We start from the raw sequence: 16,047 nt of genomic DNA, 5'->3' as shown, positions 1-16,047 counted from the left end.
GAGGGTCTCCTTCGTGCGGTGCGTTGAACGCGATGAATACGTCGTGTTTCCACGTCTCATGACGGCACATCACCATGAGCCGGAATGAGCGATCCGGCTCAAGATACGCGCGTAGACCCCGCCGTAGAAGGAGCCGAGAGGTTAAATCTGCGTAGTTCCCGACGACGCTTTCCCGTACCGCCGATCAGTCCCCCCGCCCAGTGCTACCGCCAGGACCGCGGCTGCGCCGACGGGCGAGAGTCGCCGCGTGCCGCTTTCCGGCCTCTTCGGCGAGGACGGCGCGCAGCTTCTCGCGCCCGCGCCCGCGGGTCTTCACCGCGTGGCAGTTCGGGCACAGGGCGACCATGTTGCCCGGGTGGTCGCGTCCGCCGAGCTGGAGGTCGACGACGTGGTCGATCTCCACTATGGCCGCGCCGCTCGGTGTCGTGTCCGCGGGCTGGCCCGTGCAGCCGGGGTTCTCGCAGAGTCCGCGGCAGCGCTCGAGGACGGCCTGACGCGCCGCGCGCGACCGGACGTAGCGCTCGGTGGTGGTGCTCACGCGGCCGGTCCCGCGCCGCTTCTCGTGGTGCTCGGCGGCGCGGCAGAGCCGGTCGTAACCGGCGGCGAGGACAACGGGGTCGGGGGTGAAGCGTTCCGCCCCCTCGGCGACCTGGCCGTCCCGGTATGGCTGACGGTCCTCATGCGGCCCGGTTCCGTACCGTTCGGTCTCGTGGGTCTCGTCGGGCACGTCGACTTCGTCGTCATCGAGCCCGACCTCCCGCAGGAGCGGGCCGGGGTCGACGTCCTGGTAGTACGTGTCCACGAGCGTGTCGACGACGACGGCCCGCGCCTCGCCCGACCGGCGCAGCAGGTCGTACACGGCCTCGGTCAGACCGCCCGACGGCTGCTGCTCGGCGAACCAGCGCGCCAGCGTCGCATCACCGTGCGCGGGCGGTACGGCGCCCGAGTGGCCGGACAGCTCCCACAGCCCCGCGCGGTACAGCGCCGCCACTGGATAGTCGGCCCGCGCCCGCTCGCCCCGCGTCCCGCGCCGTTCGAGCAGCCCGCCCAGCTCCTCCTCGACGCGGCTCCACGGCAGCACCCGCGCGCGCCCCCGCCCCGCCCGCCCGAGCGCCCAGAGCAGCGTCATGGGCTGGTACAGCAGCGGGGCACCTTGCGCCTTGTTCACCTTCAACCGCCCTATGCGGCGGACGAGTTCGCCGTACGCGCCCAGCAGGACGGCGTTGTCGTCGGACCCGGACCCGGCCCCGCTCGCGGCTTCGGCCCCGACTTCGGCCTCGACCTCGGCCTCGGCCTCGGCTTGAGCTTCGACCACCGTGTAGCCGAGCGCGCGGAGCACGCCGACGGCGGCGGCCAGCCCGCCGGAGAAGTCGGCCGGGGCGAGGGGCTGCCGGCCGGGGAGGTAGCCGTGGGCCACGCCCACGATCGCCTTGGAGTCGTACCGCTTTCCGTCGTGCAGGAGGAAGTAACGCAAAGCGCGGCGGAAGCCGTACGTCCGCAGGAACGCGTCGCGGCCGAGCCGGTCGAACTCCTCGATCGCCCGGCTGATCTCCGTACGGGTGACGTCGCTCGGTGCCATGGCGGAAGGGTAAGGGGTGCGAACGGCCACGGGCGGGCCTGGCGGGGTCAGGGGCGGGGCCCGGGTCAGGCGATGGTGACGGTGATGCCGGCTTCTTCGAAGGCGGCGGCGGTTTCCGGGGGGATGGCCTCGTCGGTGATGAGGGTGTCGATGGTTTCGAGGCCGCAGACGCGGGCGAAGGCGCGGCGGCCGATTTTGGAGGAGTCGGCGGCGATGACGACGCGTTGGGCGCGTTCGGCGAGGAGGCGGTTGATGCTGGCCTCGTCCTCGTGATGGGCGTAGACGCCCTGGGCGGGGTCGAGGGCGTCGATGCCGAGGACGGCGATGTCGAGGATGATCTCCTGGAGGACGCCGCGGGCGAGGGGGCCGGTGAGTTCGTAGGACTGGGGGCGGGCGACGCCGCCGGTGACGACGATCTTGATCTGGGGCCGGATGACGAGCTCGTTGGCGATGTTGAGGGCGTTGGTGACGACGGTGAGGGCGGGCTGGCGGGTGCCGTCCGCGGTGACGTCGCCGCGCAGGGCCAGCGCGCGGGCGACCTCGGTGGTGGTCGTGCCGCCGGTGAGGCCGACGACGTCGCCGAGGGCGACGAGGGAGGCGGCCGTCCTGCCGATGCGCTGCTTCTGGGAGGCGTGCCTGGCCGTCTTGTAGCGCAGCGGCAGCTCGTACGAGACGCCGTGCGCGACGGCCCCGCCGCGGGTGCGGGTGAGCATCTGCTGCTCGGCGAGCTGGTCCAGGTCGCGGCGGATGGTGGCGGTGGAGACGTCGAGCGTGGTCGCGACCTCCTCCACCTCCACGCGGCCGTGCTCGGCCAGCAGATCCAGCAGTGCGGTCCACCGGGCGTCCCTGGACACAGGCGTTCTCCTCCGTGACGTGATCGTCCTCGGCATGATCGTGCGTGGTTTGGCCGGTTCGGCTTGACCGTGCGCGGCTGATCGGGCTCGGCTCGACCGGTTCGGCGTGATCGTGCGCGCACCAGCGTGGCACACGCGCGCGGACCCCACGGCCGTGCGGACTGCGCGCACCAGGAATGCTTGAAAGTGTTCGATTGTGCGGAGTAAGGTGCAAATACAAGCATCCTCGCGCAAGCACCGTCGGGAGAACCCATGCCTCTTGCAGCCGCCCGCGCGCTGATCACCGCCGCAGCGGTCGAGCACCGCGCCATCGCGGCCTTCGACGCGATCACCCTCGAACACGTACAAGCCGTCGTCGAAGGCGCGGAGTCGGTCGGCTCCCCGGTGATCATCCAGGTCAGCGAGAGCGTGGTGCAGTACTACGACGGGCGCCTGCTGCCGCTCGCCCGCGCCGCCGCGGAGACCGCGCGGGCCGCCGCCGTACCGGTCGCGCTGCATCTGGACCGGGTGCGCAGGACGGCGCTCCTCGCCCAGGCCGCGCACTGCGGCTTCAGCTCGATCATGTACGACGCGGCGCGCCTGCCGTACGCGGAGAACGTGGCGGTGACGCGCGACGCCGCGCAGTGGGCGCACGAGCAGAATCTGTGGATCGAGGCCGACGCGGCGGCCGTCCCCGCGGGCGCCGCGACCGGTCCCGAGCCGGGCGGCGGCCCGGCCGCGGCCCGCGCCTTCGTCGCCGCGACGGGAGTCGACGCCCTGACCGTCCCGCTCGGCGCGCGCCCGGACCGCCGACTGCTGGCCCGGCTGCGTACCGCCCTCGACGTCCCCCTCGTCCTGCGCGACACGGCGGGCGCCACCGCCGGTGAACTCGGCCTCGCCGCCGCCGAGGGGATCAGCAAGGTCACTGTCGGAACCGGGCTCGACATCGCCATGACCGGCGCCGTCCGCGCCCGCCTCGCCGTGGACGACATCACCGACCCCCGCGTCTATCTCCGCGAGGGGCGGCGCGCCATGACCGCGACCGTCGCCGGGTTCATCCGGGCGCTGGACAGCCGCCTTCCGGCGGGGGCGTGAGGGGGCGTGAGGCTTCGGGCGGGGCGTGAGGAGGGCGTGAGGCTTCCGGGCGGGGGCGTGCGTGACGCTTCGGGCGGTCTGGGGCGCTGAGAGCGGCGGCGGGAACCGTTACGGCAGCAGCCGCAGTCCGGCGACGAGGACACCGGCCAGGCGCCGCGCGTCGTACTCCGGATCGCTGTCCGCCCCGATGCAGAGATTCCCGACGCCCCGCATGAGCACGCGCGCCTCGACGTCCGAGCGGATCTCGCCGGCGGCGACGGCGGCGTCGAGCAGCCGGGTGCACACGGGCACGAGCCGGTCGAGGAAGTACGCGTGCAGCGCGTCGAACCCGGCCTCGTCGGAGTGCAGCACGCCCGCCAGCCCGTGCTTGGTGACCAGGAAGTCCACGAAGAGGTCGATCCACTGCCCGAGGGCGGCGTACGGGGACGGGTCGGCCGCCAGCAGCGCGGGACCGGCCTCGGCGCAGGCGTCGACCTGGTGCCGGTAGACGGCGATGATGAGGTCGGCGCGGGTCGGGAAGTGCCGGTAGATCGTGCCGGTGCCGACGCCCGCCTCGGCGGCGATGTCCCGTACCGGCGCCTCGACGCCTGACGTCACGAAGACGGCCGCCGCCGCGTCGAGCAGGGCCTCCTTGTTGCGCCGGGCGTCCGCACGCTTGGGCCGGGGGGCCGCGCCCGCGCCGCCTGCCGCGCCGCTCCTGCCGTCCGCGCCGCCCCGCACGTTCGCACCGCCCCGCACGCCCGTACCGCTTCCCGTGCCCACGCCGCCTTCTCCGTCGTTCACCGCACCGTCCTCCGTCCCGTGTCCCCGGCAGTCGCGCTTGCTATCCGGAACGTCGTTCCGTATCGTCGTTTGTGGCGGAACAATGTTCCGTTTATCTCATGATGCCAGAGCACGGAGGAATCCACTCATGCAGTACCGCACTTTGGGCCGCACCGGCGTGCAGGTCAGCACCCTCGCGCTGGGCGCGATGAACTTCGGCGCGATCGGCCGCACCACGCAGGACGAGGCGACCGCCATCGTGGACGCCGCCCTCGAAGCCGGGATCAACGTCATCGACACCGCCGACATGTACGGGCACGGCGACTCGGAGGAGATGGTCGGCAAGGCCATCGCCGGGCGCCGCGACGACATCGTGCTGGCCACCAAGGCGACCATGCCGATGGACGACGAGCGCAACCACCGGGGCAGCTCGCGCCGTTGGCTGGTCACCGAACTGGACAACAGCCTGCGCCGCCTCGGCGTCGACCACGTGGACCTCTACCAGATGCACCGCTGGGACCCGCGCACCAGCGACGAGGAGACGCTGTCGGCCCTCACCGACCTCCAACGCGCGGGAAAGATCCGCTACTTCGGCTCCTCGACCTTCCCCGCGTACCGCATCGTGCAGGCGCAGTGGGCCGCCCGCGAGCAGCACCTGGCCCGCTACGTCACCGAGCAGCCCAGCTACTCGATCCTCCAGCGCGGCATCGAGACCCATGTCCTGCCGGTGACCGAGGAGTACGGGCTCGGCGTGCTCGCCTGGAGCCCGCTGGCCTCCGGCTGGCTGTCGGGCGCGGTCCGCGAGGGCCGCGACATCACCACCAACCGCTCCGCCCACCTCCCGGAGCGCTTCGACCTGACCGTCCCGTCCAACCGGGCCAGGCTCGACGCCGTCGAGCGGATCGCCCGCGTCGCCGACGACGCCGGCCTGACGATGATCCAGCTCGCGCTCGGCTTCGTCACCGCGCACCCCGCCGTGACCAGCGCGATCATCGGCCCCCGCACCCTGGACCACCTGCACTCGCAGCTCGCCGCCGCCGACACCGTGCTCTCCGCCGACGTCCTGGACGCCCTCGACGCCATCGTCCCGCCCGGCACCGACCTCGCCCCCCAGGAGAAGTTCGACACCCCGCCCGCCCTCCTCGACCCCTCCCTCCGCCGCCGCTGACTCAGCGGGCCGCGGCGGGAACGCGCACCGTATTGCGGGGCCAGACCCGTGCGGCGGGGGTATCGACGGTCGTCGACGTGTGCGCGGTGCTCTTTGTCACGGGGCCGGCTGCGACCGGTCCCCGTACTCCTCGCCGGCGCGGTTCATGCCCGCCGCGTGTCTCACGCGGCGGCGCTGTCGAGGGCGCGCAGTCGGCTGCCGAGGTTCTCGAACTCCCTTCTGCGGTCTGCGCGGTTCCTCTGGCCGCCGGAGACGTACGGTGCCGCGACGGCCATCAGCTCCGCGGCCTGCTCGGCCCACCTGGCGCGGTCCGCCCTATCGTCCGGTAGCGCGTACTCCGCCGAGGTCAGGAAGCAGTTCGCCAGGCTCAGCGCCATGACGAACCCGGTCGCCCGCTCGCCCGCGTACTCCAGCAGTCGGTCCACCTCGTCGGTGTTGGCCCGGATCTCCGCGGCGTACGTCCGGGCGGCCGCCAGGTGCTCGCGCGAGCGCTGCGGGTCGTCAAGGTCCCGGGCCAGCGAGACGTGCCCGCGCATCGCTACCTGGAGGACGTTGCGCAGGGAGGTGAACGCGGTGCCCAACTCGTTCATCCGGCGGCGGACCGGGATCACCTCGTTGTCGTACAGCTCCAGGCCCTCTTCGCGCATCTCGACGTTCGAGCCCGCCCCGACGAGGAAGGCGCAGTAGTTGTGCAGCCGCACGTAGTAGCGCGGGCTGCCGTTCTCGAAGAAGCAGGTGAGCAGTTCGATGCAGTCGTCCCAGAGCGGGATGAGCTCTCTCGTGATCTGCTCCGCGTCGGGAAGCCCGGTGACGTGAGCCTCATACTGCGCCTTGCGCAACTGGTTCACGCCGACCAGCAGGTCGTCGAGGCGGGTGGCGAGGTATCCGCCGTCCACGCTGCCCCCGCTGACCCGGCCCATCAGCGTCTTCGCCAGCGCGACGCCCTCGCGCAGCCACCCCGCCCGCCGGGTGACGATCTGCGGGTGTGACGGGTCCTCGTCCTGCGCGGCGGGGAACTGCACGAGATCGGCCAGCGCGTGCAGCCGCTCCAACAGGAACTCGGGGGAGTCCGCGCCGAACAGTTCGCGGACCCGGTCGGCGAACTGTTCCAGCATGCGGGCCCGTACGTGCCGGGTCGACTCGTCCCGGTCCTCGAAGAGCGCCAGCGTCGCCGTCACCAGGCCCTGTCGCACGGTCAGGGCGGCCTTGACGTCGAGATCGGGACCGGACGGGGTCTCCTCGATCACGGACTGGAGCAAGCTGAGCTTGTCCGCCATCCGGGCGGGGGTCTCCTGTGGTGGCAGCTCGACGTGGGGGAGCACCGCCTGCGCGAAGCGCCGCACCCGTACCTCGGTGTGCAGATGGAGCTCAGCCCTGCGGCCCTTCTTGTTGTCCACGATGCGCACCGCGGCGTCGTCCGTGACCGCGGAGAGGTCGAAGAGCGTGGCCTGCGCCATGCCCACGACGGTGCGGCGCAAGCGGTCGCGGGCGCTCCCGCCCGGCAGCGGCTCGTTCATGCCGACCTCGTTCGACTCCCTGGGGCGCAGGCGCGCGCACAGGACCGTCGCCAACTTTTCCACGAGGTCCAGACCGAGCGGCGCGTGATCGGCGTCGTACCGCGCCCGGATCGGACCGTACTCGTGGGAGGCGAGGCTCCGCACGCCCTCGCTCCGGACCGGGGCGTCCAGGGCGCCCAACGCGTGCTGCACGCCCTGCGCCTGGAGCGCGGCGACAAGCAGGATCGGCTCCGAGCGGAAGACTTCGAGCAGGCTGTACGCGAAGGCGCCGATGAGCAGGTGCGGGTCCTCGACGGGAATCTCGTCGAGCGCCCGACCGAGGGCTTCGGTGACCGGCGCCAGCAGCACATTGGTGCCGATGAGGACGAACGCGGCCTTGGTGTCGGGGCCGTAGCGCGACGCCGTGGCGTTGGCGATCGGAGTGTGCCCCGCCTTGGTCACCTCGCTGTCCGGCAGTCCGCGGTCGGTGTGGTCCCCCAGTTCGGACGGCTTCGCGGGGCGCGGGGCGCCGCGCATGATCTCGGCGAGCGTCACCTGCGCGTAGTCGCAGCACCAGGAATGCATGCCGCCCGGGGCGCCGTCCCAGGCGACTCCGAAGAGCGGTCCCACCTTGCGGGCGAGCCGGGCCGGCATCTGCCGGCCCCGGCTCTCCGGGATGGGGGGGATCTGGGCTTTGAGGATCACTGGCCGTCTCTCCTCTAATCGCAGGTCAGTGCACGTCACGAGAGTACTGGCTTGTAGCGATCTGTAAACCCCAGATAACTTTTGCTCTTGAAGTAGAGAATATTCACAAACAGAGTTGACTCTGGTTAGACAAGAAGAGACGCTTCATGTCGATGGACTTGCGAGGGTGCACAGGGCGTCCCTCCCGTCCGTCGCACCGCTTCGCGGTGCCTGCCAAGCCCACGGGAGGCCCCAGATGTCCCCTCGCCTCAACGGCCGTACCAAGCCCGCACCCCTGCCCAAGCCCCGGCGCTATGCGATCCACCTGCGCCTGGTGGACCGGCACCATGCCAACCGCGACGCGAAGGCCGGACTGCCCGCGCTCGGCGAGAGCGGCGTCGGCGGCACCCCGACGCCCGAGTTCCTCGGTCGCGGAGCCGCCGCTGGTCAGCAGGCCGAATGGATCCTCTGCCTCAGGGAGACCGCCGAGGACCGGGGCCGGGCGCTGGTCCTCCGGGCCCGCGTACAGGAGGCCGAACGGCTCGCCGCCGAGGCCGAAGCAGCCGTCGCCGAGTCGGCCGGCCCCCTGAGCGAGGAAGAGCAGAACCGGCGGCGCGGCGGCGAGCACAAGACCGCCGAGGCGGTGGTGCGCGCCCGCCGGGCGCGCGAATGGTCGCGCCGGCTCGCCGACCTGCGCTCCGCCGCCGAACAGGCCGCCGGGCGTGCTGCCGCACTGACCGTCGAACTGCACACGGTCGAGGCCCGTATCGCGGTGCGGCGGGAAGCCGCCGCGGCACGCGCGGTCTACCTGCACGAGCAGGCCATGCGCCGTGTCATGGCCTACGACCGGCAGTTGGTCCGGCGACACGCGGACGGTGCCCGGATCAACGGTGAGGCCAAGTACGGCGGTCCCGAGCTGCCCGCCTGGGTTGCGGGCCACCGTCCCGAACTCGGCTGAATCCCGCCGGACTCGTGAACGGCCGTTCCCTATACGGCCCAACCACCGACGGACCCGTGAACACCCGCCCCGAGAGGACCCTCCGTGGACCTTCCCTTTCTCCGCCGTAAGACCAAGCGCCCGCCCGAACAGCCCGAGCCGACGTTTTCGACCGTGGTCGACGGCGACCCGAGCTGGACCATTCCGGCGCTCTACCGGATGGCGCCACCGGCCGATCTCGGCACCGCCGAGGAGACCGTGCGCCAACTCGTCGGCGAACTCGCCCCCAACGCCATCGACGCCGGTACGGGGGCCGCGCTGGACAACCTCATCGACGCCTGGACGGTCCAGTGGGTCACCCGGCTCGAATCCGAGCACAAGCTCCGCGAGGCGGTCTGCGACCACCTGATCGGCGTGGCCGCCGAGGAGCTCTCGGACGCGCAGACGGCACTCGACCACGCCCAGGACGACCTCAGCCGGGCCGAGAGCGACCTGAGCGCGTTCCGTGCCCGTCTCTCCCCGCCCGCCACTGTGAGCGTGTCGCCCGCCGGGCCTGCCGAGGCCGCGTCGCCCGCTGAACCCACCCCGCCCCCGCAAGGAGGACCGACCCCATGAGCAGAACCGTCCCGCCCGGTCACATGCCGTTCGCCGACCCTGATCTGGTCGTCGGCAGAACCAGGCACTACTACCCCTACCTCGCGCTGGTGCTGGCGGTGGGGGCAGACGGGATCGCCTTCTACCAAGTCGTCGGCCTGTTGGTGAACGAGGCCGGGTGGATGATCATTCCGCTTGTCCTCGGGTTCACCGGCCTGGCGCTGGCTGTGAGCCACCAGGTGGGTGTACTCGCCCGCAGGTTCGTGGAGCGGTCCACGCCGGCCGTGGGTGCTCTCGCGGTGGTGCTGACGATGGTCTGGCTGTTCATGGGCGCCGTGTGCTTCTTCGTCCGCGCCACCAACACGCCCGCCACGTCGGGGGGCAGCGGGCTCGAGACCCTCGGTCTCCCGAGCACCGCGGGGGCGCCCGCCGACGACTTGACCGGCAGCGCCAATCTCGGCACGGCCCTGCTGTTCCTCGGCCTTTACCTGGCCGGCGGCCTGCTGGCGGCGGTCACGGCGTACCTCGCCCACAATCCGCTGGCCACGGCGTACCGAATGGCCCTGGCACACCGTGCGGCCGCCCGGCAGGAGGTGCAGCGGCTGACGCCACGCCATGTCCGTGCCGTCCACCGCCACCAGCAGGAGCTGGCCGAGCGCGAGCGCGACCACCGGCGCTGGGAGGTGGCTACCGGGCAATGCCTCGGCTGGGCCGACGACCTGAAGCACTACGCCCGGTTCCTGATGGCCGTGCACATCGCTGACCCGGCGGCCACCGACGGACTCACCGACTCAGGGGACCGGCTCGTCCCCGGCGGTTGGAAGGGCCCCGACCTGCGCGCCGCCGATCGGGCCGACGGACCGGGGGAGTCCGACGAGCCCGATGAGGAGAACGGCCAAGGGGCGGCGGCGTGAGCCCGCAGCCGCGCCCGTTCCCGATGCGGCCGCCCGCTCCCCGGCCCGAGTTCTGCCCCCACTGCGCCCGTCGTCTGCTGCCGTGTCCGGACTGCTCGAACTGCCGTCTGGGCCTGCGCTGCCCGTCGTGCGGCCGGCACTGGACCAGCCCCTGACGTCTGCGCAGCGTCCCGCCACTTCCCGCTCGTCATCCGGTCGCCCGGACGCCTCCGGGCGGCCGGGCTCATTGAACCTGGCCCCGCGCCGTCGATCGATTCGAACTCCTGGAGCACACACCATGGCATCACCGAGATTACGATCCCTTCTCCGCGGACTCACCGCTCTCTGCCTGCTGGGTGCCGTGGCGCTTGCGGCATCCGGCTGCGGTCACCCGGCCAAGAACAGCGCGTCGGAGCAGCGGGAGCAGGCCGCCGCGTGCGCCACCGGCCGAGGCCGCGTCGCCCTCGTCCTCGGCGCCCGAGCCAACACACCCGCGCCCCGGCTGACACCCGCCGCGCTCTCACTGGTGGATACCGCGATCGACGGGGGTCAGCTGATCTCCGTGGTCGGAGTGGACGGCGCACCCGACGTGGAATTCCGCGGGGCCTTCGAGGACACGGGCAAGAACGGTTCCCGCAGCGCCAAAGACCACGACACATTCGTGAAGTCGCTGACGAACACGATCCACCGCATGAAAGCCGGCCGTCCCGAGGCCGACCTGCTCGCGGCGCTGGCCGAGGCCGCGGGGAACGTCGGTCCGGGCGGCACGGTCGTGGTGGCCGACTCCGGGCTTCAGACTGTCGCGCCACTGGACTTCCGCCGTGACGGCGTGCTGGACGCCCAGGCCACCGATGTCGCCGACTTCCTGAAGAGGCAGGGCTCGCTCCCGCAGCTCACCGGTATCTCCGTCCTCTTCAGCGGCGTCGGCGACACGGCGCCGCCGCAGGTCAGACTGCCGCTCCCGGAGCACAAGAACCTCGTCGCCATATGGAAGGCGATCGCCGTCGAGGCGGGGGCCGAGTGCGTCGCGGCCGACCCCGTGCCGGCGACGGGTGCCGCCGTACCGCACACCCCCGCCGTGTCCGTCGTCACGGTGCGTCCCCTGGAAACGTATCCGCCCTCCTGCGGGAACCACGTGCTGCGGAACAGCGGCAGTGTCGGATTCCTGCCCGACACGTCGGTACTGCGCGACCGGCCTGCTGCCGCCGCCGCCCTGAGGGAACTCGCCGACTGGGCCGTGGCCCACCACGCGAAGATCCGGCTCATCGGTACGACGGCGTCCGCGGGAACGGCCGATGGCCGTACGCGACTGTCGCTCGACCGCGCAACAGCGGTCCGCGACGTCCTCGTCTCGCTCGGTGTGCCCGCCCACGACATCACGCTGCGGGGAGTCGGCACGCGGTGGCCGGGCCACGTCCAAGACCTCGACAGCGAAGGCCGGTTGCTGCCCGGCCCCGCCGAACGCAACCGCTCCGTCGTCCTGGACCTCGTCTGCTGAACCGTCCGGGCGCGCGCTCGGACATGACCGCCCGTCCGGGCGCGCGCTCGTCGGCAGCCGACCGCCCCACCCCGCGGCCCGCCGATCGCCACGTGCCGCGCGGCCGACCCGCAAGTCCCGACCGTCCCACCCTTCAGAGAGGACTCGACATGCCGGATATGAGAGCAGTCGTGGACCGCGTGATGCGACGCTGTGAAGCGTCCTGGTCGTCCGACATCGAACGCCGGGTCGGCGCGGTCCGCGCCGACCCGCGGAGCTGGCTGTCCGCCGCCGACGGACTGCTGCTGTCCTCCTGGTCGAGCGGCGGCCGCGACGCGGCGGTGGCCGCCGCGGCGCTGCTGGAGTTCGCGCTGGACACCGGCGCGCGGGACGATCCCGGGCGGCCTGCGTGGGTGTTGCACCTGTGGCTGGCCGAGCGCACCCTGTCGTTCCGCTTCGGCGACTACCGGTTGTCGCGCGACGTTCAGCACCATCTCGGCGCGCAGAAGCAGGGGCGTACGGCCGACGACCCGGTAAGGGTCGCCGCCACCTACCCCGAACTGCCGCTGCCCCGGCACTTCCAGCCGGTCCTGCCCATCGAGTCGGCGGCGGCCCGGCTGGCGGACTCGCTCCCGTGGGACGACATCGCACGCTGCTGCCTGTTGGTACGGCTCGCCCAGTCCGCGTGCTTCCGGTACGAGTCCGGCGACGAGTCGGCGCTCCCCGAGATGTGGCGGCTCGCCCGAGCCGCCCACGACGCCGTCACGCCCGACCACCTGGAGGCGGAACTGGTCGGGCGCACGGCCGCACACGCCGCCGTCGTCAGATTCCGTGCGGACCCGAAGGACCGCGCCTCGGCCGCCTTCGCGGTCACCGCCGGCCGACTGGCGCTGGCGGGCGTGGAGCACGCGCGGGTCCACGGCACGGACTATCGGCCCCACGAGGCCGCCCCGGTGCACCTCTTGCTGGCGATAGCCCTGATGTCCGTACTGACCTACGAACTCGACCTCAAGACGGCCGACGAGGCCATCGCGCACATGGAGGCGTTCCGGGCCGACGGCCCACCGGACGACGGCGGCGTCTACGCGGTCAACATGGCGTCCTTGCTGGCCGCGCGCGCCGTCCTCAGCGGATCCCGGCGGGACGTCGCCAGGTCGGACGAGCTGTGGGCGATGTTGCAGCGGGACCTGCGGCCGGGCGACCCGCTGCTTCCGCATATCGCCCAGAAGCGCGCCGCGACCGCCGAGATGGTGCGGCTGATGGGAATGCTCCCGTTCAAGTCGGGAGGTCTTCTCCGCCTCGTGCGGCCGTGGATGGGTCCACTCCTGACCTTTCCCCCGCTGCCGCCGATCCGGTTGTACGAACCGCCACGCAGCCCCGGTTACCGGTCACCGGGCGCAGGACCGGAGGAGATGGCCTCCTTCGGCGGTGCTCCGGACCCGGAGGCGCGAACACCCCGCGGGCCGGACCGCGAACGCGCACCGGGCGGCGACGGGGGACCCGCGTCCTCCACCTCACCGCACTGGCCGCCCTGCCCGGCGCCCGCGCCCGGCCTCGTCTGCGACCCTGCTCTGGAGTCCGACCTGACGGGTCTGCCACCAGACGCGGAAGCGGTCCTCCGCAGTCTCGTCGGGGTCGACACGTCTCCGTCGGACCCGCGCCGACTGGCGCTCGCCGAGAAGCAGTTGCTCGCCAGGCTGGCCGAACCAGGACTCAGTGCCGGCCGCCGGGGATGGACGGCCGCGGCCCTGCTCCAGGTGTGGGCCGCGAAGTACCTCATCAGTAGGGACGCCGCGGACCTGGAGCGGGCTGTGCGGGCCGGCGACGACGTACTCGCCACCCTCCCGGCCACCAGCTCCCGCTATATCGAACTGCTGTGCGCGGTCGAGGAGCACCGGCAGGCGTACGGTTCGCTCCGCGGCGACGCCGCGACGATGCTCCGGGCCTGCGACGGCCTGCGGTGGGCCGTGGACCACGTCCGCCCCGAGTCACCGCAGTGGGTCGCCTGCGCGATGTTCTACGCCAAGGCCCTCGCCGGGGTCTCGATGCTCCGCCGCGACCCGGACATGTCGAAGGAGGCGGTCGGGCTGGTGCGGAAGGTGGCCCGCACGTTGGAGGCGCTCCCGGACGCCCCCGGCCACTGGGGCAGCATGGCGGAGCAGCGTGAACGCCTGCGGCCGACGCTGCGTACGATCACCGACCTGGTGGTGATGGCCGACCACGACCTCCGCGGAGACCTGATCGGGGTCGAGGAAGCCGAGGTGCGGTGGCAGCCTGAGGCAGAGGCCAAGCTGCCCCCAGCGGTGAGATTCGAGAACGCGCGCGTCGCGCTCGGCCGCCGGGTGGAGCTCGGGGACTGGGCACGGGCCGCGGACGCCGCGGCCGTCGCGCTGGAGATGCTGCCGCTGCTCACCTCGCGGGCGCTGCACCGCGACGATCGCCAGCGCGCCGTGCACACTGCCCTCCAAGGGCCGTCCCAGGACAGTTCGACGGGCACCAGCCTGACCCGAACCGGGTGCGCGGTGGCGCTCGCAGCCGGCCGGACCGAACAGGCGGCCGCGCTGCTGGAACAAGGCCGTGCCGTCCTCATGAGCCAGGACCTGGAGGCGCGCGGCGACGTGTCCGACCTCGCAGAGGCTCATCCGCGGCTCGCCGCGCGCTTCACCGACCTCGCCGGGCGGATGCGGGAGGCCGATGACATCGCGTCGCGGGACGAGACCTCGGGCGTACGGGCGCAGCACCGGGCGGCCGAGCAGTGGCGGCTGCTCCTCCGTGACATCCGGTCCCACCCCGGCTTCGGCAGTTTCCTGCTGCCGCCGACCGCGATGCAGATGCAGGCGGAGGCGGTACAGGGGCCCATCGTGCTGATCAACATTGACCGGCTGCGATGTGACGCGCTGGTGGTCACGTCCCGGGGCATCAGGACCGTGACACTCGACGTGACCGAAGGACTGCTGGCCCACACGGCCCGGGACTTCCTTGCCGCGGTCGCCGTGGATCTGGACAGCCCGAAGGACGTGCGCGCCGCGGCGGCCGAGACCATCTTCCGGACCCTTGAGTGGCTGTGGGACAAGGTCGCGGAACCGGTGCTGCGGGCGGCCGGCCTCACCGAGCCGATCCCGGACGGGACGCCGAGACACGCTGTCCCTCGGCTGTGGTGGTCCGCCTCCGGCCCGCTGGCGCATCTGCCGCTGCACGCCGCCGGCTACCAGCGCAAGGCGGACCTGGGGGAGCGCCGTTCCGTGCTCGACCGGGTCGCCTCCTCCTACACGCCCAGCATCAGGGCGCTGCGGCACGCCCGACTGGAACGTCGCCCCGCGGCGCAGGGCGCCGCCCGGCACCTCGCGGTGGGCCGCGCCACCGGTACGGACGGCGGCTCCGGGGCGGCCGCGGCGGAGATCTCCGCCGCGGCCGGCGCGCTGGCCGGACTGCGGGTGATCGCGGACGCCGACGCCACGGTCGACGGGGTGCTGGCCGCACTGCCGTCGGCGTCCACGGTGCACTTCGCCTGTCACGGTGTGAGCGACCCCGACAACCCGTCGAAGAGCCACCTGCTGCTGGCCGACGGACCCCTTGAGGTGCGGGCCGTCAACCGCCACGAACTGCCGTACGCCCAGCTCGCCGTGCTGCTCGCCTGCAACACCTCGCGGACCGACCGGCTCCCGGACGAGGCGATTCACCTGACGTCGGCGTTCCTGACCGCGGGATACCCCCAGGTGATCGGCTCACTGTGGGAGGCGGCGGACCTGGTCTCGGCCGGCCTCGCCCGTCGGCTGTACCGCTCGCTGCGGCGCTACGGCGGCGGCATCGACGTGGGCGACTGCGCCGTCGCCCTGCACGGGGTGGTACGCGAACTTCGCGCTCGCCACGCCGCCTCACCGGCGGCGTGGGCGCCCTACATCCACACCGGCCGGTGAGGCAGTACGCCTTTCCGGCCGCCGATGACGACGGTCGACAGGACCGACAGCGCCACCAGGACCGGCAGCGCCACCAGGACCGGCAGCACTTCCAGGACCGGCAGCACTTCCAGGATCAGCAAGATCAACAGGAGGCAGTGATGGGTACCTCGGACGGAGCACGACGGATCGGAAGGACGGCCAGGTTCGAGGCATTGGCGGTCCTTGACGCGGTGCTGGCCTGGCGGCTGCCGCCGGATTCGTGGGAGGAGGTCGACGAGCGGATCGCCGTGCTGACGAAAGCGGTCGGCGAGGGCGACACGGTCCTGGTCGGTGAGGTGACGGCGGAGCTGGAGACGAACGGTCGGCGTGTCGGACGGATGGGTCCCCATGGCACTACGGCACCCGACGGCAAGCAGCAGTCGCCGCCCCGGGTGCGCGAACGGGTCGTCGCTCTCATCCACACCCTGGACCCGGCCTCGAAGCCGGCGGGCGGCGGCGGCCAGGCACCGCCCGCGGGCAACGGCAAGGCATGACGTGGCCATGGGTGTGACCGGTCGAGATCTTCCGGCCGCACGGTGAACTGCCGCACAATGGGGGACTGTCCGGGGAGGGCGGCGCGATTATCTCAGT

General features: G+C 72.3%; 13 protein-coding genes. 8 read left to right on the top strand and 5 right to left on the bottom strand.

Translation table 11 applies throughout. From position 1 onward, the window contains the following. Positions 1–184: 184 nt before the first annotated feature. Complete coding sequence (locus ACIQCJ_RS07375; protein WP_402710944.1) at positions 185–1,579, bottom strand: HNH endonuclease; 1,395 nt, start codon at positions 1,577–1,579, stop codon at positions 185–187. A gap of 65 nt (positions 1,580–1,644) precedes the next feature. Then, on the bottom strand, positions 1,645–2,433 hold the full coding sequence (locus tag ACIQCJ_RS07370) for a DeoR/GlpR family DNA-binding transcription regulator (RefSeq protein WP_188283080.1): 789 nt from the start codon (positions 2,431–2,433) through the stop codon (positions 1,645–1,647). Between the two features lie 252 nt (positions 2,434–2,685). Here ACIQCJ_RS07370 and ACIQCJ_RS07365 point away from each other — a divergent pair, with 252 nt between their 5' ends. Further along, positions 2,686–3,507, top strand: a complete 822-nt coding sequence (locus ACIQCJ_RS07365) for a class II fructose-bisphosphate aldolase (RefSeq protein WP_401722801.1) — start codon at positions 2,686–2,688, stop codon at positions 3,505–3,507. 108 nt (positions 3,508–3,615) lie between these two features. On the opposite strand, the gene ACIQCJ_RS07360 is transcribed toward ACIQCJ_RS07365, so the two are convergent. Further along, positions 3,616–4,227, bottom strand: a complete 612-nt coding sequence (locus ACIQCJ_RS07360) for a TetR/AcrR family transcriptional regulator (RefSeq protein WP_402711269.1) — start codon at positions 4,225–4,227, stop codon at positions 3,616–3,618. A 190-nt stretch (positions 4,228–4,417) separates the two neighbouring features. Between ACIQCJ_RS07360 and ACIQCJ_RS07355 the strand changes: the two genes are divergently transcribed. Continuing rightward, positions 4,418–5,437, top strand: coding sequence for an aldo/keto reductase (locus ACIQCJ_RS07355; RefSeq protein WP_391044700.1), 1,020 nt, complete (start codon positions 4,418–4,420; stop codon positions 5,435–5,437). Between the two features lie 161 nt (positions 5,438–5,598). On the opposite strand, the gene ACIQCJ_RS07350 is transcribed toward ACIQCJ_RS07355, so the two are convergent. Then, on the bottom strand, positions 5,599–7,638 hold the full coding sequence (locus ACIQCJ_RS07350) for a hypothetical protein (protein WP_391044703.1): 2,040 nt from the start codon (positions 7,636–7,638) through the stop codon (positions 5,599–5,601). A gap of 235 nt (positions 7,639–7,873) precedes the next feature. Between ACIQCJ_RS07350 and ACIQCJ_RS07345 the strand changes: the two genes are divergently transcribed. From ACIQCJ_RS07345 to ACIQCJ_RS07325, 5 genes are all read left to right on the top strand, one after another. After that, the gene (locus ACIQCJ_RS07345; protein ID WP_402710943.1) at positions 7,874–8,575 is read left to right on the top strand and encodes a hypothetical protein; all 702 of its coding nucleotides are present in this window, start codon (positions 7,874–7,876) and stop codon (positions 8,573–8,575) included. 84 nt (positions 8,576–8,659) lie between these two features. Continuing rightward, on the top strand, positions 8,660–9,169 hold the full coding sequence (locus tag ACIQCJ_RS07340) for a hypothetical protein (protein WP_402710942.1): 510 nt from the start codon (positions 8,660–8,662) through the stop codon (positions 9,167–9,169). Then, on the top strand, positions 9,166–10,062 hold the full coding sequence (locus ACIQCJ_RS07335) for a hypothetical protein (protein ID WP_402710941.1): 897 nt from the start codon (positions 9,166–9,168) through the stop codon (positions 10,060–10,062). Before ACIQCJ_RS07340 ends, ACIQCJ_RS07335 begins: the two co-directional genes overlap by 4 nt. Before the next feature lie 340 nt (positions 10,063–10,402). Then, positions 10,403–11,539, top strand: a complete 1,137-nt coding sequence (locus tag ACIQCJ_RS07330) for an OmpA family protein (protein WP_402710940.1) — start codon at positions 10,403–10,405, stop codon at positions 11,537–11,539. A gap of 182 nt (positions 11,540–11,721) precedes the next feature. Further along, on the top strand, positions 11,722–15,435 hold the full coding sequence (locus ACIQCJ_RS07325) for a CHAT domain-containing protein (RefSeq protein ID WP_402710939.1): 3,714 nt from the start codon (positions 11,722–11,724) through the stop codon (positions 15,433–15,435). On the opposite strand, the gene ACIQCJ_RS07320 is transcribed toward ACIQCJ_RS07325, so the two are convergent. Continuing rightward, entirely contained in the window at positions 15,414–15,563 is a 150-nt protein-coding gene (locus ACIQCJ_RS07320) for a hypothetical protein (RefSeq protein ID WP_402710938.1), read from the bottom strand. The genes ACIQCJ_RS07325 and ACIQCJ_RS07320 overlap by 22 nt on opposite strands. A 66-nt stretch (positions 15,564–15,629) precedes the next feature. On the opposite strand from ACIQCJ_RS07320, the gene ACIQCJ_RS07315 reads away from it, so the two are divergent. Then, a complete protein-coding gene (locus ACIQCJ_RS07315; protein WP_355348013.1) occupies positions 15,630–15,950 on the top strand; it encodes a CATRA system-associated protein in 321 nt (106 codons plus the stop codon). Positions 15,951–16,047: the final 97 nt, after the last annotated feature.

It is taken from the genome of Streptomyces sp. NPDC093221, from assembly GCF_044753885.1.
In the GTDB taxonomy this organism is placed as follows: Bacteria; Actinomycetota; Actinomycetes; order Streptomycetales; family Streptomycetaceae; genus Actinacidiphila.
The sequence above is the reverse complement of the archived record's forward strand: the minus strand, read 5'-3'. Positions and strand labels throughout refer to the sequence as shown.